The sequence below is a fragment of the Paenibacillus sp. GM1FR genome, assembly GCF_002803315.1.
Taxonomy (GTDB): Bacteria; Bacillota; Bacilli; order Paenibacillales; family Paenibacillaceae; genus Paenibacillus; species Paenibacillus amylolyticus.
Window position 1 is genome coordinate 57,956 of record NZ_MKZL01000022.1, and the last position, 23,201, is coordinate 81,156.

The 23,201-nt window shown below is 48.0% G+C and carries 21 protein-coding genes; 17 read left to right on the forward strand and 4 right to left on the reverse strand.

The features are described 5' to 3' along the window. Window positions 1-7: 7 nt before the first annotated feature. The 11 genes from PAEAM_RS15925 to PAEAM_RS15970 all read left to right on the forward strand — a co-directional run bounded on the left by PAEAM_RS15925 (window position 8) and on the right by PAEAM_RS15970 (window position 10,642). A complete protein-coding gene (locus tag PAEAM_RS15925) occupies window positions 8-1,189 on the forward strand; it encodes an NAD(P)/FAD-dependent oxidoreductase (protein WP_036606574.1) in 1,182 nt (393 codons plus the stop codon). A gap of 77 nt (window positions 1,190-1,266) precedes the next feature. After that, complete coding sequence (locus tag PAEAM_RS31830) at window positions 1,267-1,407, forward strand: hypothetical protein (RefSeq protein WP_165789941.1); 141 nt, start codon at window positions 1,267-1,269, stop codon at window positions 1,405-1,407. Window positions 1,408-1,506: 99 nt separating this feature from the next. After that, window positions 1,507-2,151: an SDR family oxidoreductase gene (locus PAEAM_RS15930; protein WP_100528215.1), complete on the forward strand. Its 645-nt coding sequence runs from the start codon at window positions 1,507-1,509 to the stop codon at window positions 2,149-2,151. A gap of 55 nt (window positions 2,152-2,206) precedes the next feature. Then, window positions 2,207-2,962: a response regulator transcription factor gene (locus PAEAM_RS15935; RefSeq protein ID WP_100528216.1), complete on the forward strand. Its 756-nt coding sequence runs from the start codon at window positions 2,207-2,209 to the stop codon at window positions 2,960-2,962. Then, window positions 2,959-4,335, forward strand: coding sequence for a sensor histidine kinase (locus PAEAM_RS15940; RefSeq protein ID WP_076329244.1), 1,377 nt, complete (start codon window positions 2,959-2,961; stop codon window positions 4,333-4,335). Before PAEAM_RS15935 ends, PAEAM_RS15940 begins: the two co-directional genes overlap by 4 nt. Before the next feature lie 78 nt (window positions 4,336-4,413). Beyond that, window positions 4,414-5,214: a PepSY domain-containing protein gene (locus PAEAM_RS15945; RefSeq protein ID WP_165789942.1), complete on the forward strand. Its 801-nt coding sequence runs from the start codon at window positions 4,414-4,416 to the stop codon at window positions 5,212-5,214. A 271-nt stretch (window positions 5,215-5,485) separates the two neighbouring features. Beyond that, window positions 5,486-6,082, forward strand: a complete 597-nt coding sequence (locus PAEAM_RS15950; RefSeq protein WP_165789943.1) for a PepSY domain-containing protein — start codon at window positions 5,486-5,488, stop codon at window positions 6,080-6,082. An 84-nt stretch (window positions 6,083-6,166) separates the two neighbouring features. After that, the gene (locus tag PAEAM_RS15955) at window positions 6,167-6,409 is read left to right on the forward strand and encodes a hypothetical protein (protein WP_165789944.1); all 243 of its coding nucleotides are present in this window, start codon (window positions 6,167-6,169) and stop codon (window positions 6,407-6,409) included. 35 nt (window positions 6,410-6,444) lie between these two features. Continuing rightward, a complete protein-coding gene (locus PAEAM_RS15960) occupies window positions 6,445-7,953 on the forward strand; it encodes an RICIN domain-containing protein (protein ID WP_100528218.1) in 1,509 nt (502 codons plus the stop codon). Window positions 7,954-8,187: 234 nt separating this feature from the next. Further along, window positions 8,188-8,973, forward strand: a complete 786-nt coding sequence (locus PAEAM_RS15965; protein WP_100528219.1) for an ABC transporter ATP-binding protein — start codon at window positions 8,188-8,190, stop codon at window positions 8,971-8,973. A gap of 1 nt (window position 8,974) precedes the next feature. After that, entirely contained in the window at window positions 8,975-10,642 is a 1,668-nt protein-coding gene (locus PAEAM_RS15970) for a hypothetical protein (protein WP_100528220.1), read from the forward strand. 428 nt (window positions 10,643-11,070) lie between these two features. Here the strand turns inward: PAEAM_RS15970 and PAEAM_RS32505 are convergent, their stop codons facing one another. Further along, window positions 11,071-12,285, reverse strand: coding sequence for a Leu/Phe/Val dehydrogenase (locus PAEAM_RS32505; RefSeq protein ID WP_279303094.1), 1,215 nt, complete (start codon window positions 12,283-12,285; stop codon window positions 11,071-11,073). Window positions 12,286-12,631: 346 nt separating this feature from the next. Between PAEAM_RS32505 and PAEAM_RS15980 the strand changes: the two genes are divergently transcribed. The 3 genes from PAEAM_RS15980 to PAEAM_RS15990 all read left to right on the forward strand — a co-directional run bounded on the left by PAEAM_RS15980 (window position 12,632) and on the right by PAEAM_RS15990 (window position 15,877). Then, window positions 12,632-13,147: a DUF2179 domain-containing protein gene (locus tag PAEAM_RS15980; RefSeq protein ID WP_036671622.1), complete on the forward strand. Its 516-nt coding sequence runs from the start codon at window positions 12,632-12,634 to the stop codon at window positions 13,145-13,147. Window positions 13,148-13,435: 288 nt separating this feature from the next. Further along, complete coding sequence (locus PAEAM_RS15985) at window positions 13,436-14,863, forward strand: pectate lyase family protein (protein ID WP_036671620.1); 1,428 nt, start codon at window positions 13,436-13,438, stop codon at window positions 14,861-14,863. Window positions 14,864-15,199: 336 nt separating this feature from the next. Further along, window positions 15,200-15,877, forward strand: coding sequence for a hypothetical protein (locus tag PAEAM_RS15990; RefSeq protein WP_100528222.1), 678 nt, complete (start codon window positions 15,200-15,202; stop codon window positions 15,875-15,877). 76 nt (window positions 15,878-15,953) lie between these two features. Here PAEAM_RS15990 and PAEAM_RS15995 read toward each other — a convergent pair whose 3' ends face one another. The 3 genes from PAEAM_RS15995 to PAEAM_RS16005 all read right to left on the reverse strand — a co-directional run bounded on the left by PAEAM_RS15995 (window position 15,954) and on the right by PAEAM_RS16005 (window position 19,542). Further along, window positions 15,954-17,030, reverse strand: a complete 1,077-nt coding sequence (locus tag PAEAM_RS15995) for a substrate-binding domain-containing protein (protein WP_076320107.1) — start codon at window positions 17,028-17,030, stop codon at window positions 15,954-15,956. Window positions 17,031-17,170: 140 nt separating this feature from the next. Next, the gene (locus PAEAM_RS16000; RefSeq protein WP_100528223.1) at window positions 17,171-18,355 is read right to left on the reverse strand and encodes a glycoside hydrolase family 130 protein; all 1,185 of its coding nucleotides are present in this window, start codon (window positions 18,353-18,355) and stop codon (window positions 17,171-17,173) included. After that, window positions 18,352-19,542: an AGE family epimerase/isomerase gene (locus PAEAM_RS16005; RefSeq protein WP_100528224.1), complete on the reverse strand. Its 1,191-nt coding sequence runs from the start codon at window positions 19,540-19,542 to the stop codon at window positions 18,352-18,354. Before PAEAM_RS16005 ends, PAEAM_RS16000 begins: the two co-directional genes overlap by 4 nt. A gap of 413 nt (window positions 19,543-19,955) precedes the next feature. Between PAEAM_RS16005 and PAEAM_RS16010 the strand changes: the two genes are divergently transcribed. The 3 genes from PAEAM_RS16010 (at window position 19,956) to PAEAM_RS16020 (ending at window position 23,187) form a co-directional block, all read left to right on the forward strand. After that, window positions 19,956-21,269: an ABC transporter substrate-binding protein gene (locus tag PAEAM_RS16010; RefSeq protein ID WP_100528225.1), complete on the forward strand. Its 1,314-nt coding sequence runs from the start codon at window positions 19,956-19,958 to the stop codon at window positions 21,267-21,269. Between the two features lie 194 nt (window positions 21,270-21,463). Beyond that, the gene (locus PAEAM_RS16015; RefSeq protein WP_017691677.1) at window positions 21,464-22,351 is read left to right on the forward strand and encodes a carbohydrate ABC transporter permease; all 888 of its coding nucleotides are present in this window, start codon (window positions 21,464-21,466) and stop codon (window positions 22,349-22,351) included. 2 nt (window positions 22,352-22,353) lie between these two features. Beyond that, a complete protein-coding gene (locus PAEAM_RS16020; protein WP_036606605.1) occupies window positions 22,354-23,187 on the forward strand; it encodes a carbohydrate ABC transporter permease in 834 nt (277 codons plus the stop codon). Window positions 23,188-23,201: the final 14 nt, after the last annotated feature.

Sequence of the window (23,201 nt, forward strand, 5' to 3'; positions counted from 1 at the left end):
GATGGATATGTCGAAGCAAATTTTGATCTTGGGTGGAGGATACGGCGGTCTGTTGACTGCATTGACTGCACGTCAATACTTGTCTCCGGAAGAAGCGACAATTACTGTCGTGAACCGTTACCCTACACACCAAATTATCACGGAACTGCACCGTCTTGCAGCGGGAAGCATTGCTGAACAAGCAGTTGCTCTTCCACTCGAAAAATTGCTGCGTGGCAAAAACGTGAACTTGAAAATCGATACGGTGGATACAATCAAGCCGGACGAGAAGAAAGTTCTGATGACCAGCGGCTCCACATACTCTTACGATGCACTTGTTGTTGCCTTGGGCAGCGAAACGGCATTCTTCGGAATTCCGGGATTGCAAGAGTACAGCTTCACGCTCAAATCGGTTAGCGATGCAAACCGTATTCGTGCACACGTTGAAGCACGTCTTGATGCTTACAAACAGTCCGGCAACAAAGCAGACGCTACGTTTGTTATTGGTGGCGGCGGCTTGACAGGTATTGAGCTTGTTGGCGAATTCGCTGACCTGCTTCCTGCTGTATGTCAAGAAAAAGGCATCGACTTCAAAGAAGTATCCCTGTACACAGTTGAAGCAGGTCCTTCCATCCTTGCAGGATTCCCGCCAGAGCTGGTTGAACGTGCTAAATCAAGTCTTGAGAAACGTGGCGTTAACTTCATCGTTGGCGTAGCGATTACCGAGATGAAAGAAAACGAAGTTCTGCTGAAAGACGGCAGCTCCATCCCTACGAACACACTCGTATGGACAGGTGGCGTACAAGGCAACGCTGTTGTTGCTAACAGCGGAATTGAAGTGGATCGTGGCCGTGCGAAAGTTACGGAAGTTCTGCAATCTACTTCTCACAAAGACGTGTTTGTTGCTGGTGACAGCGCAGTAGTCTTCCCTAGCGAAGGCGCTCGCCCTTACCCTCCAACAGCACAATTGGCTTGGCAAATGGGTGAGACTATTGGTCACAACTTGGGCGTTATGTTCAAAGGTGGCGCAATGGAATCCTTCACACCAGTATTCTCCGGTACGCTGGGAAGTCTGGGTCGTAAAGATGCTGTCGGCATGATCGGTGGCAACCAGACTCGTCTGAAAGGTCTGCCTGCAACCATGATGAAAGAAGCAAGTAACATCCGTTACCTGGCTCATATTCACGGTTTGTTCGCACTGGCTTACTAATCTTAATGCCATTCAAGGGCGCCCTTTTGGGCGTCCTTTTTGGTTGTCACGATTACAAAGGATAACAGATATTCAGAATGAAAAAAGGTGCGGCAGAAGTGGTCAAATGTGAGGTCGCGTATAAAGTACCTAGGGGATATGGCATATTAAAGGAACGATGGAATCCTTCACATTTCATAGAGGTACTGAACGGGCATGGACATGAAGCCGGCGCTTAGAAGCGCCGGCTTTCGTTTAAATTATAGGATGAGTATCTTTAAATAAAAAGAACGGGGAGCATCAACAAGCCATCCGTTCAACTGAGAGGAGAATGACGTATGAACGTTTTAGTTATAGGAGCAAATGGACAAATCGGAAAGTTTGTGGTGGAACAGCTGGCACAGGAAGGCAAACATAAAGTAACGGCTATGATCCGCAAACCGGAGCAGGCGGATGCACTGAAGGAACTCGGTGCAGATGTGGTGATTGGTGACCTGGAGGGTAGTGTAGAGGATTTGGCTGAGGCAATGAAGGATCATAATGCCATTGTGTTTACGGCGGGTTCTGGCGGATCTACCGGTCAGGACAAAACACTGCTTATTGATCTCGACGGTGCGGTGAAAACGATGGAAGCCGCAGAGCAGCAAGGAATCTCCAGATATATTCTGGTCAGTGCGTATGGCGCAGATCAACGGGAGAAATGGTCTGAGTCCATTAAGCCTTATTACGTGGCGAAACATTATGCGGATCGTGTGTTGTTTGCAAGTGATCTCAATTACACGATTATACGTCCAGGTGGTCTGAAGAATGAACCGGGCACAGGTAAGATCACAGTTGGAACCGATCTGGAGCCCGGAAGCATCCCGCGTGAAGATGTAGCCCGCGTAATCGTGGCTTCTTTGCAGGAAGAGAAGACGTACCGTATGGCCTTTGATCTGATTGCCGGGGAGCATCCGGTTGAAGATGCCTTGGGCAAATTGTAGATGTTATTGTAAGATAACGGGAGAATGAAATGATGGGGATGAGGGGGAGCGCTGCATGAACGAAGCCGTGCTGGTCATAGAGGATGAGCCCAAAATAGCACGTCTGCTGGAACTGGAACTACAGTATGAGGGATATCAGGTGGGCAAGGCTGGTAGTGGAACAGAAGGACTGGAGAAGTATGCTGAAGGACAGTGGGATCTGATTCTGCTGGATGTGATGTTGCCTGGTCTGAGTGGAATTGAAGTGTTGCGGCGAGTTCGGGCCAAAGATGCTACGGTCCCGATCATTATGCTCACTGCCAAAGATTCTGTAGAAGACAAAGTATCCGGCCTGGATCTTGGAGCCAATGACTACATCACCAAGCCGTTCCAGATTGAAGAGCTACTTGCGAGAGTTCGGGCTGCATTGCGGCTTAGTGCAGTGGCGTCTGTTGTTTCTTCCGCTTCTTCTTCTACACCTGCTGATATGGGGAATGACTCTTCTGGGCATCAGGATGAAGCTGAGGCGGGCTGGTTGACGGCTGCCGGGTTGAAACTAAATGAAGGAACGCGAGAGGTATCCCGAGATGGTGTGGCCATTGAGCTTACTCCACGTGAGTTCGACCTGCTCGTGTATCTGCTTCAGAATCAACGTCAGGTGCTCAGTCGTGATCAGATTGTGCAGGCCGTGTGGGGATACGATTATTATGGAGATACTAATGTGGTGGATGTGTACATCCGTTATGTGCGCAAAAAGGTGGATAACGGATTCACACCACCCTTAATACATACCGTACGGGGCGTTGGATACGTCCTGAAGGAACAGTTATGAGCCTGCGCAGTAAAATCTACGGATATTCGTCTGTATTATTTGCTGTGCTGTTAATCGCGGTGAACCTTTCGGTCTACATCGTGTTTGAACGGATGTCGATTGATAACGAGGTTAATCGGGTGGAAGCGGAAGCGGAGTCTATTGTCAAAGGAGTGCGTCAGTCTGCCGGCTCCATTCCGCCGGACGACTTGTTGCGGGCCTACGCGCCTGTGAACGGCATGCTTCGGATCGTTAATGAAGACGGCACCAGTTCCCCGGTGACAACAACAGCAGCTTCCGAGCAGCTGAGCAAGCTGCCTTATAAGTACGAAAGTGAGAAGAAATCGGAGTATACCCAAGTTGAACAGATTGGTTATGTGTGGGTATCAGTCCCGGTCATCTGGCCTGATGGCGAGGTGGTGAATGTACAGGTCACCGAGAGCATTGCAGAGACGGAGAATCGTCTGTCTGTACTGCGAACTGTGCTTGTGGCGGTCACGATTATTGCTCTCATTCCAGCCATTATCTCCAGCCGGATTCTGGCGAATCGAATGACCAGACCGATTCAGCAGATGACACGCACGATGACTGATATCCAGTCCAGCGGCCAATTCAAGCGTCTTCCACTGGAGGAAGGGTCTAAGGATGAACTGAAAACGATGGGACAGACGTTCAACCGGATGATGGATCTGCTCGAATCCAACTTTGAGCGACAGGAGCGATTTGTATCCGATGCATCTCATGAGCTCAAAACACCGCTAACCATTATTGAGAGCTACGCCAGTCTGCTACAGCGGCGAGGAAAAGAGCGGCCCGAGGTATTTGATGAAGCGGTGGAAGCGATTCTGTCCGAATCGGTTCGTATGCGAGAGATGACCGAGCAATTGTTACTGCTCGCGAAGCAACCAGAGCAGTGGAATGTACAGTTGGAGCGTGTGGATATCACGAGACTGGCTACAGACTCCACACGTGCGTTTCGCGAAGCCTATCACCGTGAAGTTCGGTGTGAAGATCCAGGTCCAATCTGGGCGATCAGCGATGAGAGTAAGCTGAAGCAACTTTTGTTTATTTTGCTGGATAATGCCCGGAAGTATAGTGAGGATGCAATTGAAGTCAGGCTGGAAGCCAAGGGACAAGAGTGCCGTATTCGAATCGTGGATACCGGGATTGGTATGCGGGAGGACGAGCTGGAGAAGGTATTTGACCGATTCTACCGGGTTGATCCGGCCAGAACACGCAGCTTAGGTGCAAGTGGTTCAGGTCTGGGATTGTCACTTGCCAAAGAGCTTGCAGGAGCAGTTGGAGCACGGATCGAACTGACCAGCACCGAGGGTGAAGGCACCGAGGCTTCGATTATTTTGCCTTTATCGGTTCAGAACGGGCCGCTCTCATGAAATTCTCATTCTTCTCTTATATACTGATAAGCATCAGATCAACTGGGGATGATAAGAGAGTGCATAGGGGGAAACGTGATGACAGAACATGAGCAGCGACCACCGGAGATGAAACGGCATGAACAAGGGAACAGCGGATGGGCGAAATCGCGAAGGTCACTCTGGTGGGGTGCAGGGCTTCTCGTTGTGCTGATTGTGGCAGTTGTGGTGTGGTGGAAGCCGTGGCAATCGACGGGTGCGGTACTTACGGCAGATGCGGCAGCACAATCGGTGCTTGATCAATATCCAGGTGAGATTGTGAATTCCACGTTGAAGGACGGGACGTATATCATGCAGCTCCGTTCGGAGACTGGCCTATATGATGTGCAAGTGGATGCCGTTACAGCTGCTGTGAATTCCATTAAACGGCTGGAGTCGAACCCGCAAGCGGAAGAGAAGACGTTATGGAGCCGCGAGCAGATCAAGACGGCGTTGTTAAAACAACAGACAGATAACCAATTGGTCTCGCTTGAACTTGTGGAGCAGCAAGGCAGTCCGGTATACACCGCGGTAGTGAAGGCAAAGGATAACAGTCGTGAAGAACTCACGATTGATCCATACACGGGAGAGACGATAGCTTCCAAAACAATAGCAGCCCCGACAACTGAACCAACCAAGGATGATCCCAAACCTCAGTTTCTGAGCGAGAAACAAGCCAAACAGAAGGCACTTGCGGAGGTTCCGGGGGAAGTGGACGACATCGAACTGCGTGGAACCAACAGCGGGAATCCATATTATCTGGTTGAAATTGATTTGGAGGATGGCCGGGAGGCTATTGTGCAAGTGAATGCCATCTCAGGAGCAATTCGTTCGGTGACTTGGGATGAGGACGATGATTAACATTTGTACAGGAATCCATTGAATATAGAGTTACACCTTGTTGGATAGATGATTCCTAATGTTGGGGTCATCTTTTTCATTTCTTTTAGATTACATACATAATGAACACTCATTAAATGAGCATTCTCTTCATTTTCTCATCAAATTCTAATCTAACTCTCGCTGATCTCTCATTCCTGCAGGTTATTCTATAAATGTAGACGAGAACGAAACAACAACAACGAGGAGATGAATGATGATGATGAACAAACATAAACTTTGGATTGGTAGCTTGTCAGCAGCAGTATTACTTGGTGGATCGGCCGTAGCGGCTAGCGGGAATGTGAACGGACAATCGGTGCAAACTACACCAACGTCAACAACACAATCTGCAACACAGAATCAGAACAGCACAGGTAAAATGCTGAATGCATCCCAAGCGAAAGCGTTGGCGTTAAAAGCAGCCGATGGTAAAGTGGATGACGTGGATCTGGAGCGTAGAAACGGCCAAACGTTCTATGAAGTTGAGATCGACAGAAAAGGAACCAATGATGTTGTCGTTCGTCTGGATGCTTATACAGGCAAAATCCTTGCGGTCGTGAATGATGAAGACTACGATGATGACGACGATTATAAAGGTACTGTAACAGGCAACACATCTAATAACTCTACTTCCAAGCAGGTCAAATTGACGGCATCCCAGGCTTCAAACATTGCGTTGAAACAAGTTACGGGTGGTAAAGTAACCAAAGTCGAGCTGGATCATGATGATGGTCGCTATGTGTATGAGATCGAACTGAGAACTGCTCAAGGTGAAGCAGATGTAGATATCGATGCCAACACAGGTAAAGTGTTATCGTTTGACCAGGATTTTGACGACCAAGATTAAGCAATAAGGGCGAGTATACGCCGATAAAACATCATATAAAAACCTGCCTATGAACAGCCGCACACAGCTAGAGATCGTTACATCATGGAGGGGCAGGGCAGGTATAGCAGAGGACGCTTCGGGGGAAGCGTCTTTTTGTTGTTGATCGAGAGAGCGGAGTATAAAATTGTACATCTTCCGCCGGATTGTTCACTATTCGAGCAGGAACGTGGCGGATACAATCGGAATCAGGGAGGTGAACGCCCAGCCAGTATTGCCAGGAATTCTAATGCTGAAATGCATCATCGATCGGAGGCAGATAAGACATATCGATTTTATTTTATGTAAGCGCTTCACAAAAAAACATGGAGGTGCATTACGATATGGCTATGAACGATGGATGGTTGAAAAAGAATAAACATTCACGTCGCTTTACCCTCCGCTTAAGTTATCTGCTTGCTTTGGTTTTGGCGCTGCAATCCATAGGTATGTTGCTTGCACCCGGACCGAATGCTTCAGCTGCTCCACTTAGTGTAACGAACGGGATACAGTTCAAGGATACCAATGGCAATGTCGTTCATGCTCATGGGGGCGGGATGATTAAGGCAAATGGGTATTATTACTGGTTTGGAGAGAACCGCAATACGAATGGAACGTTCAAGGCAGTGTCCGTGTATCGTTCATCGGATCTGAAGAACTGGGAGTATCGTAATGATGTGCTGACCAGCAGCTCGGCAGCCGAGTTAAATATCTCTAACATTGAACGCCCAAAGGTCATCTACAACAGTGCTACCGGCAAATATGTGCTGTGGATGCACAAGGAGAATGGTCTGGATTATGGCGAGGCCCGAGTGGCGGTAGCTACTTCGAATACGGTGGATGGCAATTACACATATGTGGGCAGTTATCGTCCACTTGGGTATGATTCCAGAGACATGACGGTATACAACGATAACGGAACCGCTTATCTGATCTCTGCGACCAGAGTGAATGCTGATCTGAATATATATAAGCTGACCCCGGATTTTCTGGGTGTGGAATCCCTAGTCACAACGCTGTGGCCTGGACAATATCGTGAAGCACCAGCCCTATTCAAAAAAGACGGCGTCTACTTCCTGATCACCTCGGGTGCGACCGGCTGGAATCCAAATCAGGCCAAATATGCGACAGCCTCCAGCATTACAGGCACATGGAGCGGGCTTAGCAATTTTGGAGACAGCACAACGTATGGTTCCCAATCCACCTATGTCGTTCCTATAGAAGGTTCACAGACCACATCCTATCTCTACATGGGTGACCGCTGGGCTGGTGCATGGAGCGGACCGGTGCAGGATTCCAAGTATGTTTGGCTGCCCCTATCGTTCCCTAGTGGAACTAGTCTGGCGATGAACTGGGCCAGCAGTATTACGATTGATACAGCAACAGGGACTGTGACCGGAGTGAGTACACCGGATGTCTGGGACCCGAATGCTTCATATCAGCTGATTAGTCGTAAGAGTAACAAATTGCTAAATGTCATTGGGGGTTCTTCCGTCAACGGTGCGGACCTGGAGCAGCGAGCAGATGGGGGGATGACAAGTCAACAGTGGCAGATTACCGATGCGGGTGGCGGTTATGTCAAAATCATCAACCGTTCCAGTGGCAAGCTGATCGGTGTGGAGAATGGTGCCACGACGGATGGGGCTGTCATTGAACAGTGGAATGATGGTGGCTGGGCCAGCCAGCAATGGCAGCTCGTCCATGTAGGTGGTGGTTATTATAAACTGAAGAACCGCAGTACAGGCAAAGTATTGGATATTTCCAGTCAATCCCTGGCAGATGGGGCTGCGGCCATCCAGTGGACGGATAATGGCGGTACGAATCAGCATTTTCAGATTGTTAAGGTGCAGTAAGACGTTTTAAATATTATAAAATAAGTTTCAACATAAAGTGGAAGCCCTTGTCTCTTACCATAAGGTGGGATAGGGGCTTTGTGATGTATTCACGCATGTTACGTGATGCTTTTACTCGAAGGGGATATCCAGTTGATGGCTCATATCGTGACCTATTTCCGATCATTACCATCCCAATCTGTGGTAAACTAGTAGAATTGTAGAAAAAGATAGAGACAGGAGCTGGATAACGAAGTGAGTGAACAACAAGTGCTATCCATTGAAAGCTTGCGTATGAGATACAACGGACGTTATGTGCTGAACGGCATCGATCTGGAAGTAAATCGCGGTGAGATGATTGGATATATTGGCCCAAACGGGGCTGGCAAAAGTACGACGGTTAAGATTTTACTCGGGCTGGTTGAAGGATATGTAGGCACGGTGCGGATCTTTGGTAAAGATATTGCGGATGGGGATGTAGAGTATAAACGCAGAATCGGTTATGTTCCGGAGGTGGCGGAATTGTACGAACAATTAACGCCTGCGGAGTATCTGACTTTTACGGGAGAGTTATACGGTATGTCCTATGAGGATGCGGATTACAAAGCCAAGCTATTGATGGATTGTTTTGGAATGGAAAAATCATATCATTCCCGCATTGCCTCTTTTTCCAAAGGTATGCGTCAGAAAGTGCTGTTGATCTCTGCGCTGCTGCATGACCCGGATCTGTTGTTCCTGGATGAACCACTCAGCGGATTGGATGCCAATAGTGTGATGGTGGTCAAAGAGATTTTGTCACAATTGTCAGCCAAAGGCACAACGATCTTCTATTCTTCACACATCATGGATGTGGTGGAGAAGATCAGCAGTCGAATTGTACTGATTGCTGAAGGGCACGTAGTGGCAGACGGTACATTCAAGCAGCTCCAACAGCAATCCATGGAAGGCACGCTGGAAGAAGTGTTCAATCAATTGACGGGCTTTAATGAACATAAAGCCATTGCGGAGCGTTTTGTATCCATTGTGCAGGAGGTGTACTGATATGGAGGAATCCTCCGACTTCCGCACACTCAAGATTCTGGATCGCTTTCGTCCGCTCATCGCCAGAACAGGGGCGGATTATGATGTGCTGCGCCTGATCTTGCGAGTGAAGTTCCAGATGGATCAACGCAGAGTACCTACCATTTTGTCCAACAATTCAGGGAAAAAAGAGCGCAAGGAAGGTAATCAGTTTCTTCGATCCCTGTGGTTGTATGGATTAATGGGACTGATGATGGTTCCCTTCATCGTCTGGGATACGGGGCATTTCATGCTTCAGATGGGACTTGTGTTTGGCATCTTAATGTTTATGATCATGACGTCCATGATCTCGGATTTTTCCTCTGTGCTGCTGGACATCCGGGATCGTAATATTATTATGACCAAGCCCGTTAATGGACGAACGGTGGGGATGGCCCGAGCCATCCATGCGGGCGTATATCTGCTATTGCTGACGGGTTCATTAACCGGTATACCGCTAATTGCCGCGTTGGTGACGCATGGGATCGGATTCTTTCTGATTTTCCTTGTGGAACTGATTCTGATCAATATGCTAATTCTGGTGACAACGTCTCTGATCTATCTGTTCATGATGAAGTTTCTGGATGGTGAGAAGCTGAAGGATATGATCAATATGGTGCAGATTCTGCTTTCCGTGGGGATTGCGATCGGTTATCAGCTGGTCATTCGTTCGTTCAGCATTATTGATTTTGGTATGGTATTTACCCCGGCTTGGTGGCAGTTGCTGTTGCCTCCGTTATGGTATGCGGCTGCATATGAATGGTTATTTGCAGGGGGCGGGAATGTGTGGATCTATACGTTCACAGCACTTGCAATCTTGGTTCCTGTGGTGAGTATGATCGTATATGTGAAGCTTATGCCTTCCTTTGAATTGTATTTGGAAAAAATGGCACATTCGGGTCAGTCCTCCGGACGCAGACGTGGAAGATGGGATCGGTTGATCTCCAAGGTGGTCAGTCGTTCGAGAGAGGAGCAGGCTTGCTTCCGTCTGTCAGCCAGCATGATGCGTAATGAACGGGAATTCAAGCTGAAGGTGTATCCATCGCTTGGTTTATCATTTGTTTTACCTTATGTATTTTGGTTTACCGAATTGCAGTCTTCTACCTGGGCGGAGTTTAGGCAAAGTTCGTTTGTATACACTTTTTATATCGTACTAATGCTGGTTGTAACGGTTGTAGTCATGCTGAAATTTTCAGGACAATATAAGGCATTCTGGACTTTTCGCGCTGCACCGATGGCGAATGATAGCGCGTTGTATAAAGGCGCTCTAAAGGCATTCTTATGCAACATGTTCCTGCCTATATTTCTGGCAAATGCCGTTTTGTTTACCTGGACATTTGGATCACGGATACTGCCGGATATTGCAATTATTATGCTGACAGCTACGGCGCTTGTCCCACTGGCAGGCAAATTGTTGTTGCGTAAGCCGCCGTTCTCCCAATCCTTCAGTATGGCACAGCAAAGTGATGGCTGGTATGTATTCGCCGCCCTTCCTGTGCTTGCTATGTTATGGGGAGTCCATGTCTTTTTCCGATCAGTGTCGGGGGGCGTGTGGATCTATGGTGCGCTACTGATCGTGGCGAATGTGTTGCTGTGGACGCTACTGTTTCGAGAGAAGAAGACAGCGAAGAAGAGGTCGGTTGCAGTTTAAGGAGTAGTAGAGTAAGAGAGAGTAAGAGAGAGTAAGAGAGAGTAAGAGAGAGTAAGAGAGAGTAAGAGAGTAAGAGCGCTAAACGATAAGAGAGGGTAAAAGAGCTAACCTGGACACGGATGTCGGGGTTAGCTCTTTTGATAGGTGATCCTTACCCCATAGATACTACCCCAAGGAAACCTTCGCCGCAGCGCTAACGAACCTGAGACAACCTATTCAGGGTGAAAATCTGAAATATAAATTCTAACGAACCTCAGGAACGCTATCCTTCGGAAAAGTAGCTATTTAGCTTGAAAAAGAACCAAACTAGGCACAATAACGTGCCTAAGATTCGTTAGATATTAGATTCGTGCTAAAAGGACCAAATAGCGTGTATCAGGTTCGTTAGAATGAAGTAAAGCAGTGGAGGTTCCCCAGGAGGAGGCACCCTATTTTGTATGGCCTGAGCGGAGGATGGATTCGGCTAGCCGATCGGCTGCATCGGCTGTGGAGATCGCAGATTGCGCAGCTTCTGCGTATACCTTGCTCAGCGTGCCTGCAATCCCCGCCACTTTTTGGCGGATCAGGTCAGGCCCGGCGCCTTCCAGCTCGTAGGCGGTGGAGATGATTCCGCCTGCGTTGAGCACATAATCAGGCGCGTACAGGATGCCGCGCGCCTGCATGCGGCCTGCAACCAGCTGTCGTTCACTCAGCTGATTGTTGGCCGCCCCGGCAACGATGGAGCAGCGCAGCTCCTCCACCGTTGCCGGGGTCAGTACGCCCCCTAGGGCACAGGGGGCGAAGACCTTGCAGTCAGCGGCGTGGATATGGGCCGGATCGGCCGAGATGGCGCCGCTGAACTGCACAAGGGCACGTTGTACACGCTCCGGTACAACGTCTGCCACAATGAGCCGTGCCCCGGCTGCATGCAGGTAACGGCACAGGGCATACCCGACCTTGCCCAGTCCCTGGACGGCAACGGGAATGCCCTGCAAAGATGCAATGCCTTGCTGGCGCAGCGAGGTCACAATGCCGATGTGTACGCCGTAGGCGGTCATCTCGGCAGTGAAGTCATCCTGCGCCCCAAGTGAACCCGTGGTGTCCGTCACATGTGCGGTTTCCAGCCGGATCTGGTCCATGTCTGTCGCCGTGGTACCCAGATCAAGACCGGTCACGTACCGTCCGTTCAGCCGCTCCAGACAACGTCCCAGTGCGCGAAAGCGCTGCGCCCGCTTGGATACGTCCGTATCCAGACTTTTATCTTGTGGATGCGCCACCTGATTGGCAACGACTTTCCGTTCAGCGGCAGCGCCCTTTTGCTGCTCTACCCCTAGAGCTGCGGCGACCTGCTCACCACTTTGAGATCCACATCCATCCTCATTCGACTTTGCATTCTTCGCAAAAGGTACATCCCATATGACCACTTTCCCGCCACCATACGGCAGTCCAGAGATTGCATTTTTGTACGTCATGCCTTTGGCAAGTTTCACAGCATCCCGAACAGCTTCTTCCTCGGACGCATACGTCCAGTAGCGACATCCGCCGAGCGCAGGTCCAAGGACCGTGTTATGAATGGCAATGACCGCCCTCAATCCACTAACTGCATCATGACAAAAAATGAGTTCCTCCATGCCTTCCCGCTCCATCTCCTGCCATAGTTGCATGACGGTACCCCCTTTTTGTTTTGACCCATCCATCCTGGTTTTGACCTGATATCCTGTGCCAGCGTGCTTGGCTTTATGATGATACAGCATATTCACAGGTACCGATTTTCGACCCTGGGACCTCCGCCGGGTTGATAATCGGTACAAACGGTTCTATAATTGCAGTTCCGGCATGCCAGAGAGCAGAAAATGCCTACGGATTTACATCCAACCGTTTAGAATGAGGGCATAACGTCCAATGATGGAGATAGAGCAAACATACAGGAAGCATAGATGAAACGAAATCGTCGAGTATATGCAGCAAAGGGCCAATTCCGTTGTGAAGGCCAGGAAAGAGGGATTGTGATTGTTTAAAATATTGGTATTTATCTTTTTGATCCAGATTGTCTACGTATCCGCTTATACACTCCGGATGATTCTGACACTCAAAGGACAGAAATACATCGCTGCACTGATCAGCATGGGTGAGATTGTGATCTATGTGCTCGGTCTGAATCTGGTGTTAAACTATCTTAAACAACCGGAGGCCCTGATTGTATATGCGGTAGGTTACGGATTGGGTGTGCTACTCGGAGCGTGGATTGAAGAAAAGATTGCGCTCGGTTATATCACCGTTAAAGTAATCTGTAATCAGCTGGATGGAAGCGTCGCGAATGCCCTGCGGGATAAAGGGTACGGTGTTACTGCGTGGGTGGGTAGTGGACGTGATGGAGATCGGCTTGTGATGGAGATTCTGGCGAAACGAAAAAACCAGAAACTGCTCTATCAGACGATTCTCAGTCTGGACCCGAAAGCATTTGTCATTACTGTGGAGCCCAAACAGTTCCATGGCGGCTTCTGGACACGTTCCATTAAAAAGTAAAATCGAGCAGGTCTGCGGCAGATGCAGTCCTGCTTTTTTAATTTCATCCCATCTGGATTGTTCTTGTTACCTCGATGTATCCCTGAAACCTCACTCTCCAAGTTAACTCTGTACGATTCAAGGTTGCTTACAGTACAAACCCTTACCATACGAGCCTTTCCTAACACATGTGAGATACGGATTATTGTTGTAATCGCTTTCAACATTTACATTGAGAACATGTCCTTCGTACCTGGCATGGCAGCGATGGACGAATGTCATCATCATATATTGGGAGGAATGGAATCGATGAAAAGCAAATTTCGAAGCTTATGCAGCACAGCTCTGGCTCTAACGTTGGGGTTAACTTTATTGTCCGGCCCGGCAAGTGTGCAGGCAGCGGGTAACGCAGACTACAATCTTACGGGCTTCTCCCAAGGGAACGCGGGCGGCGGCATCATTAGCGAATCAAACACAGCCACGTATAAGAAAGTGTATAATGCGACCGATCTGGCATTGGCGCTGAAAAAGAACTCCGGTGTCAAAGTTGTTGAGATCATGAACGATCTGAATCTGGGATGGAATGAAATTCCGAGCGCAGCGCAGACTTCTCCTTTTGCCAAGCATAATGATGCGCTGACACATCCCGTATTAAAACAGACCGGTGTTAGCAAGCTCACGATTGATGGTTTCAATGGACTCACGATTTTCTCCGCCAATGGTTCCAAGATCAAACACGCTGCGATCAGCGTGAAACGAAGCTCAAATGTCATCATCCGCAACCTGGAATTTGATGAGTTATGGGAATGGGATGAATCCACCAAAGGTGATTACGACAAGAACGATTGGGATTACATCACCCTGGAGGAGAACAGCAACGTGTGGATTGATCACTGCACATTTAATAAAGCCTATGACGGACTCGTCGATTCGAAAAAAGGAACCAGTGGCGTGACCATCTCCTGGTCCCTCTTCAAAGGGGATGACGGCAGCTCGAACAGCTGGGTTACCCAGCAGATTAACGAATTGGAAGCAAATAAGGCTTCCTATCCCATGTACAACTACCTGCGCAGCAGTGCTGTAGGTCTCAGCAAAGCCGATATTATCGCCATCTCCGGACCCCAAAAGAAAGGACATCTGGTCGGTTCGACCAGCTTGGAATCAGCTAACGCCAACCTGTCCATGACGCTGCACCATAATCTGTACAAAGATATTCAGGATCGGATGCCGCGCCTGCGTGGAGGCAACGCACATGCATACAACATCGTGATGGATTCGACAGGGGCACGTGCCGCTAAAGCCAAAATTACAACGGCGATGGCAACAGCGATTGCGTCCAAAGGTTATAAATTCGATATCATTGGCAATGGGGCAATCTCCACAGAGAGCGGAGCCGTATTGGTCGAGAAATCAGTCATCAAGGACGTGCTGTATCCTGTTCGCAACAATCAGACCGATCCGGCAGACCCAACCTATACCGGCAAAATCAGAGTGACCGATACTATGTATTCTTTGGATGGAAGCTCATTCCGTGGCAGCAGTGATACGTCTGGCAGCCCGTTGGCGCCAATCCCGGCCGTGGTGAAATCGTTCTCCTGGAACGGCTTCTCGTCACTGCCTTACAGCTATACCACAGATGATCCATCTACGTTGAATGCACGCCTCACGGCTTCCAATGGCGCGGGTTCGGGTAAATTGACCTGGTCCAAGGACAATTGGTTGAAGACAAGTTATTGATATCAGAGTAAACTGTTGCTTTTACGTTCTTCAAATAAGGAAAAGAGTGCTCCTGCAGCTACGATAGCCGGGGGTGCTCTTTTTATATAATTTAGCTCCATAAACAGTTTGGCGGGCCGCTTGAAAAGTGACTCCTTGTTAGGGTGGATCATCTCCAGCTACAGCATGTGTTAGTCTCGCCGGTGATCGTTGTGAATCTTTATTTATCTTCATTTATCTTCATTACCTTTGTGAGTAATTTATGACAAATTAACCATTTATACAAGTACGCCTTGTAATTTTACTTACCGGTAAATATAATTTATTAGAATTGACCAATAAGGATGGTGAAGCAGCTTGGATGTATGGATATACTCCGTACTTACTCTTGTTTATTTGATACTTGTTGTTTGGATGGCCGTCGATTTAACCCAGAGGAAGCAATGGCTCGCGTATTCCAGTTTTCAGCTATTTGTAGCATTCAGCTTGGCATATGACAATGGAATTATTGCTATAGGTAATTTGATAGGGGATGGGGAAGTGTTAATGGTCCTCAGTAGCCTTCGATTTTGGCTACATGCCTTTGCTACCCCTACCCTTATTCTTGTTGGCTACCATATCTTGCGCAGCTCAGGTGCCAAGTTTGCCAATAGAAGTATAACGAGTGTGGTGGCATGGCTGATAACTTTAGGTCTGGTTGTCTACCAGATTGTAGGTTTTACTTTATCCGAGGTTAAAAATCTCAAGGTGATAGAAGAGTATGGAGTACTGAGATATATGGCAGAAGGTCATGGAGGTCCGCCGATGATGGTGATCATCGTGGGGATTGTTCTGTTATTTGTTAGCCTGGTCGTTCTTTTCAAACATAAATGGGTTTGGCTGTTTGTTGGAACTGCCTTGTTGTTTGTAGGGCAGTTAATCTCCCTGCCAGTGGAAACCGGTACTTTAACCAATGTGTATGAGCTGATCCTCATCCTCTCGATTTGGAGAACGACTACATTTTTGATGGATTCAACAAATCATCGCCGTCGTTAAGCTCCAATGCATCAGAAAAGACTGGCCAGTAAGATAAAGGCCAGTCATCTGTGTTCGTTTATTTCATTTTTTTAATTCAGATATCCATAGTATCTGATGAGGCAGACACAGTACTCACCGAGTCACGATAGATGATGTTGCCTTTCACGTGTACACGGCCGAAACTGCGGTTTGGGTTGTCGACCTTTTTGAGCATGGACTGAACTGCCGTGCGTGCCATCTGTTCCACATCCACTTCAACAGTTGTGAGCTTGGGATCGGAGAGCATCGCATAGATATCATTATCAAAACCAACAACAGAGCATTGGCCAGGCACCTGAATATCCATTGAAGTCAGTTTTTGAACGAGCAGATGAGCGACCTGATCACAGTTGCATACAAAAGCGGTTGGCAGCTGTTCCGGCAGATCAATCTCAATAAACGTACCCCGTTCATCCCGATCATTCAGAACCAGATCCGGATTCATCGGCAAGCGATGTTCCAGCAAGGATTTGTAGTACCCGAGGAATCGGTCCTGGATACTGCTCGTGGAATACAGGTTACCTACATAAGCAATGTTACGGTGGCCCTGCTGAACCAGATAGTTCGTCAGCTCATAGGCAGCGTAGAAGTTATCAGTAACGACGGAATCGATGTCCGAATGTTCATCGTAGAAGTCGAGAAACATTTTGGGAACTTCCATCGATCGCACCAGTTCAATATACTCTTTGCTGATCTGTCCGAGCACGATGAAACCATCGACCTTGTTATCGCTGTACAGCTTGGGCAGTGTTAATTCCTCCTCATCCTCCACATTCAGAATGTGCAGAATGCCGTAGTAGCCCTGTTCCTCCAGATGTTTGGTGATGCGCTGGAACACGCGTACATAGAACGACTGCGTAGGCCCGGTAAAACGCTCCGGGATAATTACGCCAATATTATGGGTTAAGCCTTCCTTCATGGAACGGGCAGCGGCATTATACCGATAGCCCATTTCAACAGCAAGCACTTTAATTTTTTCCTTTAATTCGCCACTCACGCCATCTTTATCATTCAATGCTTTCGAGACGGTCACACTGCTGACCCCGAGCCTGTCGGCGATATCCCGCATGGTGATATTATTCTTCAGTATGGTCGCCTCCTTCAAGCCGGTATAGGCACAATGTGCTGTCATTATGATGAGTGTTTTCTCCGCACATAATAACAATCCATATCAGTATACATCGTTACCCACTTGGAATAAAGCAATTCTGGCTGTTGTTTCGCTAATTTTCAGCACATTGCAGGTTTCCCTGAGAGGACGCTCTACCGATGTTACGTTAATTGTTTCTGTAAAAGCTTCTCATTCTGTTCAATCAGCTGACCCCGCTGGCTGGCACAATCCAGGGAACGATATGGATCAGCCGGTGTATTAAACGTATAATCGACTAGTTTTTCTAGCGTCGTTGTTGCCACATGACAGCGGGTATCACTGGATGCGTAATAGATAAAGACCTCGTCATTTTCGTTGACTACAGCACCATTGCAGAAAATAACATTGGACACATCGCCTACACGCTCATCGTCATAAGGGGCAATGAAGTGGCCGCTCGGCTTGGCAATAATACGCGCCGGATCATTCAGATCGGTGGCAAAGGTGTATAACACATAACGCAGGCCTGCCGCGGTGTTCCGAACACCGTGAGCAATGTGAATCCAGCCACGATCCGTCTTAAGCGGAGCAGGGCCCTGACCGTTTTTGACCTCATATACCGTATGATATTGCCGTTCGTCGATAATTGTCTCTTCATGAATGACAGGGTTCAAGATATCCTCACACAGACCAAAGGCGATTCCGCCGCCACTGCCTGTTGAGATGAAACCGTCCTGTGGACGGGTGTAGAAGGCATACTTTCCATCCACGAATTCCGGGTGCAAAACGACATTGCGCTGTTGAGGGGAATTCGTTGTAATGTTGGGCAACCGTTCCCAGCTTGTGAGATCTCGTGTACGAACCAGTCCTGCCTGTGCAACTGCGCTGGACGTATCAAATGCAGGTGCCTCTGGATCTTTGCGTTCCGAGCAATAGATGCCATAGATCCAGCCATCCTCATGTTGAACAAGGCGCATATCATACTGATTGGTTTCATCCGCATCGATATCATTCCAGACCAATGGTTTACCCGTGAAACGGAACCCGTCAATTCCATTGTCACTCTCGGCGAGTGCAAAGATTGATTTGCGATCCAATCCTTCCGTACGGATGACCATGACGTATTTGCCATTGAAATAGATGGCTCCTGGATTCAGTGTTGCGTTAATGCCCAGGCGTTCCATGAAATGCGGGTTTGTCGTCTCATTCAGATCGAATCTCCAATGCAGTGGTACGTGATGGCGAGTGATTACCGGATATTGGTACCGGTCATATACGCCGTTGTAGAAGGAAGAATTGATCTCATTAGGGCGAGTAAGCAACTGCTCCTGTTTCTCCAGTAACTCCTTGTATTTCGGGTGTATCATTCTGATCCCATCCTCTCGATTAGTTCAATACAGAATCTGCTATTGTGATACGGGCATTTCCACGGTCCGGCAATTTCGCTCTGATCCGGTGTTCCGTTCCCATCAACCGACCAGTACCATTCCCCACCAGCGCGCTGATCAATGATGTTTTCTTTTGTGTAGTCCCACAAGCGTTCCACTCTCTCCAGAAACAATGGATCACCTGTACGCTGATACGCGTTATAGAAACCGACCATCGCCTCGGCCTGAACCCACCAGATTCGCTTCTCATCGATATGTTCACCTTCTTGTTCATTGAGCAGGGAACCATCCGCATTCACGGCTACATTGGAGATGTTATAGGCGATATCTGTTACCATCGCCGCATACTCCAGATGTTGTTCCATCCCCAGAACTTTCAGTGCTTCGTCGATTAGCCAGCTGGCCTCAATGTCATGTCCGAACGAGCGGAGATCAATGATGGATTCCCACTGTTTGTTGAAAAATACCCCGAGAAACTTGGTGTTTTGGTCATACACCCGTTCATATAGAATTCCGAGCAGGCGTTCCAGCGCCGCCTTCACTTGTTGATCCGGCCACACGCGATAGAGCGTGGTGTAGGCCTCCAGCACATGGATATGCGTATTCATTGTGTAATCCGCAATCACCCCATTTTCGCTCAGCATTTCATTAGGCTGTTCCTTCCATGTGCGATCAAATTGTTCCTTGTACGCAGGTAGTTCGGCATCCAAACCTTTGTCCTCGATTAGGGCAAAAAGCGTTTTCGCAAGTTCCAATGCAGAAGCATCCCCGGTAGCACGATAGTACTCACTGAGTGAATACACGCCGAATGATTGCGTATACACATGTTTGCTCGTGTCCAGTGCTTCCCCTGTGTAATCTACCATCCAGTACATACCGCCATATTCGGTGTCCATCACATGATCAGCGAGAAACCGATAGGCGTGCTCCGCGTGATCGCGCCATCTTTCGTTTCCGGTTACCCGATAGGCTGCTGCAAAAGACCAAAGTTGCCGTGCCGTGGCGATCCCGCCTTTGGGTGCCTGTGGATTCACCTGAAGATCAATGCCAACCCAGCCGTAGAATCCACCGTCGGTTGTATCTTTTAGGTTGGACCAGAAGGGTAAAATCTGCGTCTCCCAATGCGCTTTAATCTCAGATTGAAGTTCGATTGTTTTTGTATTCATAAGTGAGCGCTCCTTCAACGTGTTACATAAATCTTAATATATAAATTGAACTAAAGAATATTTACACTGGCCACTCCGATGACAGAATAACCTTCCGATCGCTGTTATCCCCAGATTTTTTTGATTCCCTTTTTCAAAGGTGAAATTCCGGTGATAAAGGCGAACGCTCCGCTTCTTCAGGTTCTTTCTGTCCTCTACGTTTCGTGTAAATGTTTAATCAATATATATAGTTAAGTTAACGGTAACTTTATTAATCAATATTAGTGCTCTGAAAAACAGATGTCAACGAAATGCATCGCAATTTTTCTTGTTAAGTTATAAATAAATTAATTGACAGGTAAGCGTTACCATAATAGAATTCATTTTGTAACCTTAACGATAACTTAATTAACTTAAGAGAGGGGTCGAAACAATTGAGAAAAAACAAAGGTTGGATGATGTTGCTGACGATGCTGCTCATCACTTCACTACTTGCTGCATGTTCATCCGGAGGTGGATCTTCGCAGGCAGGGGAGGAGATCAGTACAGATCCGGCAGATATCAAGGGCGAAATTACCGTCCTTACACAACGTACAGATATTGTTGATACCGTATTTAAAGATTACGCTGCTGAGTTCAATAAGGAATACCCGGATGTCAAAGTGAACTTTCAGGCACTGGCAGACTATGAAGGACAAGTGAAAATCCGTATGAGCACCAAAGATTACGGTGACGTATTGATGATCCCGACGAGCGTTCCGATCGCGGATATCCCGGACTTCTTCGAGCCGCTCGGCACGTACGATGAATTGAAAGACAAATACACCGCTATTGAAGAACGCATGGTGGATGGTCAGGTCTACGGTATTCCTACCGTAATTACGTTCTCTGGAATCATTTATAACAAACAGGTCTTCAAAGACGCAGGCATTATGGAAGTTCCCAAAACACCGGAGCAATTCCAGGCTGCGCTTCAACTGGTCAAAGACAATACAGATGCGGTTCCGCTCTACACCAACTATGCATCCGGCTGGGCTCTCACCCAATGGGAATCGGATTTGCCAACCGTTGCAGGCAGTGTGGATTACGTTAACGTGGACCAACCGAACACAGATGAGAACTTTGTGCCTGGTCAGCCGCATTATGAACTATATAAAGTGCTCTATGATGCAGCCAAGAACGGTCTAATCGAGAAAGATCCAACAACAACCGACTGGGAAAGCTCCAAAGCAGATCTTGCCAAAGGCAAAATTGCCACAATGGCACTGGGCTCTTGGGCCATCACACAGATCCAAGGTATGACGGATACCCCGGACGACATTGGATTCTTACCTTTTCCAACCAATGCTAGTGAGGTTGTGGTTCCGCTCTCCGCCGACTATAACATCGGCATGAACGTAAACAGTGAGAACAAACCTGCTGCCAAAGCTTGGATTGACTGGTTCCTGGCGAAATCGAACTACGCAGTTGAACAGGGCGGCGGTATGGATGCAGACAAGAATGCTGAATTGCCACCGATTTTGGATCAATATAAAGATGTGAAATTCTCCACGCTTACACCTGCCAAAGAAGGTCAGGAAGGTCTGGTCGACAAGATTGATAACGAAGGCGAAATCGGCCTCTGGCAGCCTGACTTCAAGAAACGCATTATCGAAGCAGGTATTGGGAACCGCAAGGAATCGTATGACGACATCATGAAAGATCTGAACGACAAGTGGGTAAAAGCAAGAGCAGAACTCACGAAATAATTGGATTAACGTAAGTGGATCAGGTGATGAATGGACTGCGGGGATATAGGAATCCATATATGAATGGAGCATGGAATATGTGGTATTTGAAAGCATGGTACCCATGCTCTTCCCCGGCAGTTATTCCGCAGGAATTCCATTGGACGGAGTCTTTCGATATATAGGCGGGAGAACCGCTTGGAGGTGTGGAGAGCATGAAGTACTTAAAACTTTCGAATTGGGGCTACTCAGCGCAACGCATATTTATCATCTGTGCCTTCTCAATTATTCCGCTGGCGTTGCTGTTCACGTTTGCATACTTACCGGTCATCAACATGTTCAAATACAGTTTCACCGATTGGAACGGATACAGCAAAAGGTTTGATTATGTTGGCTTTGAGAACTACACGCGCATATTCAGTGATCCCGAATACTTCAAAGTATTTATTGTCAGCTTGTATTACTTCGTGGCTACGTTCTTACAGATGGGCTTGGCGCTTTACTTTGCCACCATTCTGAGTTTCAAAGTTCGAGGCAAAAACTTCTTCAAAGGCATACTGTTTTTCCCTTATTTGCTGAATGGGGTAGCCATCGGTTTTATCTTCCTCTTTTTCTTCAAACCGGACGGTACACTCGATATGCTCATGCATGCTGTAGGGCTGGGACAATACACACAGCTCTGGCTCGGTAATCCGAATATTATCAACGTGTCACTCGCAGGTGCATCAGTATGGAGATACATGGGCTTCAACTTTATCATTTTCCTGGGTGCAATCTCTTCCATTCCGAAGGATGTGTATGAAGCATCCGATATTGATGGCGCCAATCGCTGGCAGCAATTCCGCCACATCATCCTGCCGAGTATTACACGTATCCTGCAGCTCAACCTGATCTTGGCGATTAGCGGCGCAATTAGTGCGTTCGATATTCCATATATCATGACCGATGGTTCCAACGGCAGTATGACATTTGTAATCCAGACGGTTCATTTGGCGTTTAAATATGGCAAGCTGGGACTGGCATCCGCCATGGCTGTGGTGCTGCTCTTAATCGTTATTCTCGTTACGCTTGTGCAGCGCGTCACCATGAAAGGGGAGGAATAAACGTGACACAACTCAAATACACCCTTGCGAGCGTGGTTAAATATGCTTCCCTGGTACTTGCGGCGTTTATCGCGCTGTTACCCATCGTGGTCATCCTGTTTGCATCTCTCAAAACCAATGCGGAGTACGCTACCAGCAGCCCGCTTGCCCCGCCAGCCAACTGGCTGAACTTCGCGAACTATGCGAAGGCTTTTGTGGATGGCAACATGCTGGTCGGTTTCAAAAATACAATTATTATCCTGATCATCTCTATTATAGGGGCAACCTTAACGGGTTCCATGATCGCCTATGTGCTGGATCGGTTCAAATTCAAAGGCAAGAAAATTATGGTCGCGGCATTCCTGCTCGCTACCCTGATTCCAAGTGTTACAACGCAGGTCGCCACATTCCAGATCATCAACGCGCTCGACCTGTTTAACACACGCTGGGCGGCCATCGTGATGTACCTGGGTACAGATATCATCGCGGTTTATATCTTCCTGCAGTTCCTTGGCTCTATCTCAAGTGCACTGGATGAATCCGCCATGCTGGACGGCGCTTCGTACTTCACGATCTACTGGAAAATCATTCTGCCACTGCTGAAACCGGCCATTGTAACGGTCATTATCGTGAAGGGTGTGAACATCTATAATGACTTCTACACACCGTTCCTCTACATGCCAAAGACCGATCTACAGGTCATATCCACCGCCTTGTTCAAATTCAAGGGACCGTTCGGATCGCAGTGGGAGGTCATCAGCGCCGGCATCATGATCGCCATTATTCCAACCATGATCATCTTCCTGCTGTTACAGAAGTACATCTACAACGGCTTCGCGCAAGGCTCAGTTAAATAAAACCCGAAGGGAGA

Excerpts from the sequence above, each read along its gene's own strand:
- PAEAM_RS15940 (WP_076329244.1), top strand. The coding sequence starts at position 2,959 with ATGAGCCTGCGCAGTAAAATCTACGGATATTCGTCTGTATTATTTGCT.
- PAEAM_RS15945 (WP_165789942.1), top strand. The coding sequence starts at position 4,414 with ATGACAGAACATGAGCAGCGACCACCGGAGATGAAACGGCATGAACAA.
- PAEAM_RS15930 (WP_100528215.1), top strand. The coding sequence starts at position 1,507 with ATGAACGTTTTAGTTATAGGAGCAAATGGACAAATCGGAAAGTTTGTG.
- PAEAM_RS15995 (WP_076320107.1), bottom strand. The coding sequence starts at position 17,030 with ATGACAGCACATTGTGCCTATACCGGCTTGAAGGAGGCGACCATACTG.
- PAEAM_RS15925 (WP_036606574.1), top strand. The coding sequence starts at position 8 with ATGTCGAAGCAAATTTTGATCTTGGGTGGAGGATACGGCGGTCTGTTG.
- PAEAM_RS15970 (WP_100528220.1), top strand. The coding sequence starts at position 8,975 with ATGGAGGAATCCTCCGACTTCCGCACACTCAAGATTCTGGATCGCTTT.
- PAEAM_RS16000 (WP_100528223.1), bottom strand. The coding sequence starts at position 18,355 with ATGATACACCCGAAATACAAGGAGTTACTGGAGAAACAGGAGCAGTTG.
- PAEAM_RS15955 (WP_165789944.1), top strand. The coding sequence starts at position 6,167 with ATGGAGGGGCAGGGCAGGTATAGCAGAGGACGCTTCGGGGGAAGCGTC.
- PAEAM_RS31830 (WP_165789941.1), top strand. The coding sequence starts at position 1,267 with ATGAAAAAAGGTGCGGCAGAAGTGGTCAAATGTGAGGTCGCGTATAAA.
- PAEAM_RS16015 (WP_017691677.1), top strand. The coding sequence starts at position 21,464 with ATGAAGTACTTAAAACTTTCGAATTGGGGCTACTCAGCGCAACGCATA.
- PAEAM_RS16005 (WP_100528224.1), bottom strand. The coding sequence starts at position 19,542 with ATGAATACAAAAACAATCGAACTTCAATCTGAGATTAAAGCGCATTGG.
- PAEAM_RS32505 (WP_279303094.1), bottom strand. The coding sequence starts at position 12,285 with ATGCAACTATGGCAGGAGATGGAGCGGGAAGGCATGGAGGAACTCATT.
- PAEAM_RS15985 (WP_036671620.1), top strand. The coding sequence starts at position 13,436 with ATGAAAAGCAAATTTCGAAGCTTATGCAGCACAGCTCTGGCTCTAACG.
- PAEAM_RS15935 (WP_100528216.1), top strand. The coding sequence starts at position 2,207 with ATGAACGAAGCCGTGCTGGTCATAGAGGATGAGCCCAAAATAGCACGT.
- PAEAM_RS15960 (WP_100528218.1), top strand. The coding sequence starts at position 6,445 with ATGGCTATGAACGATGGATGGTTGAAAAAGAATAAACATTCACGTCGC.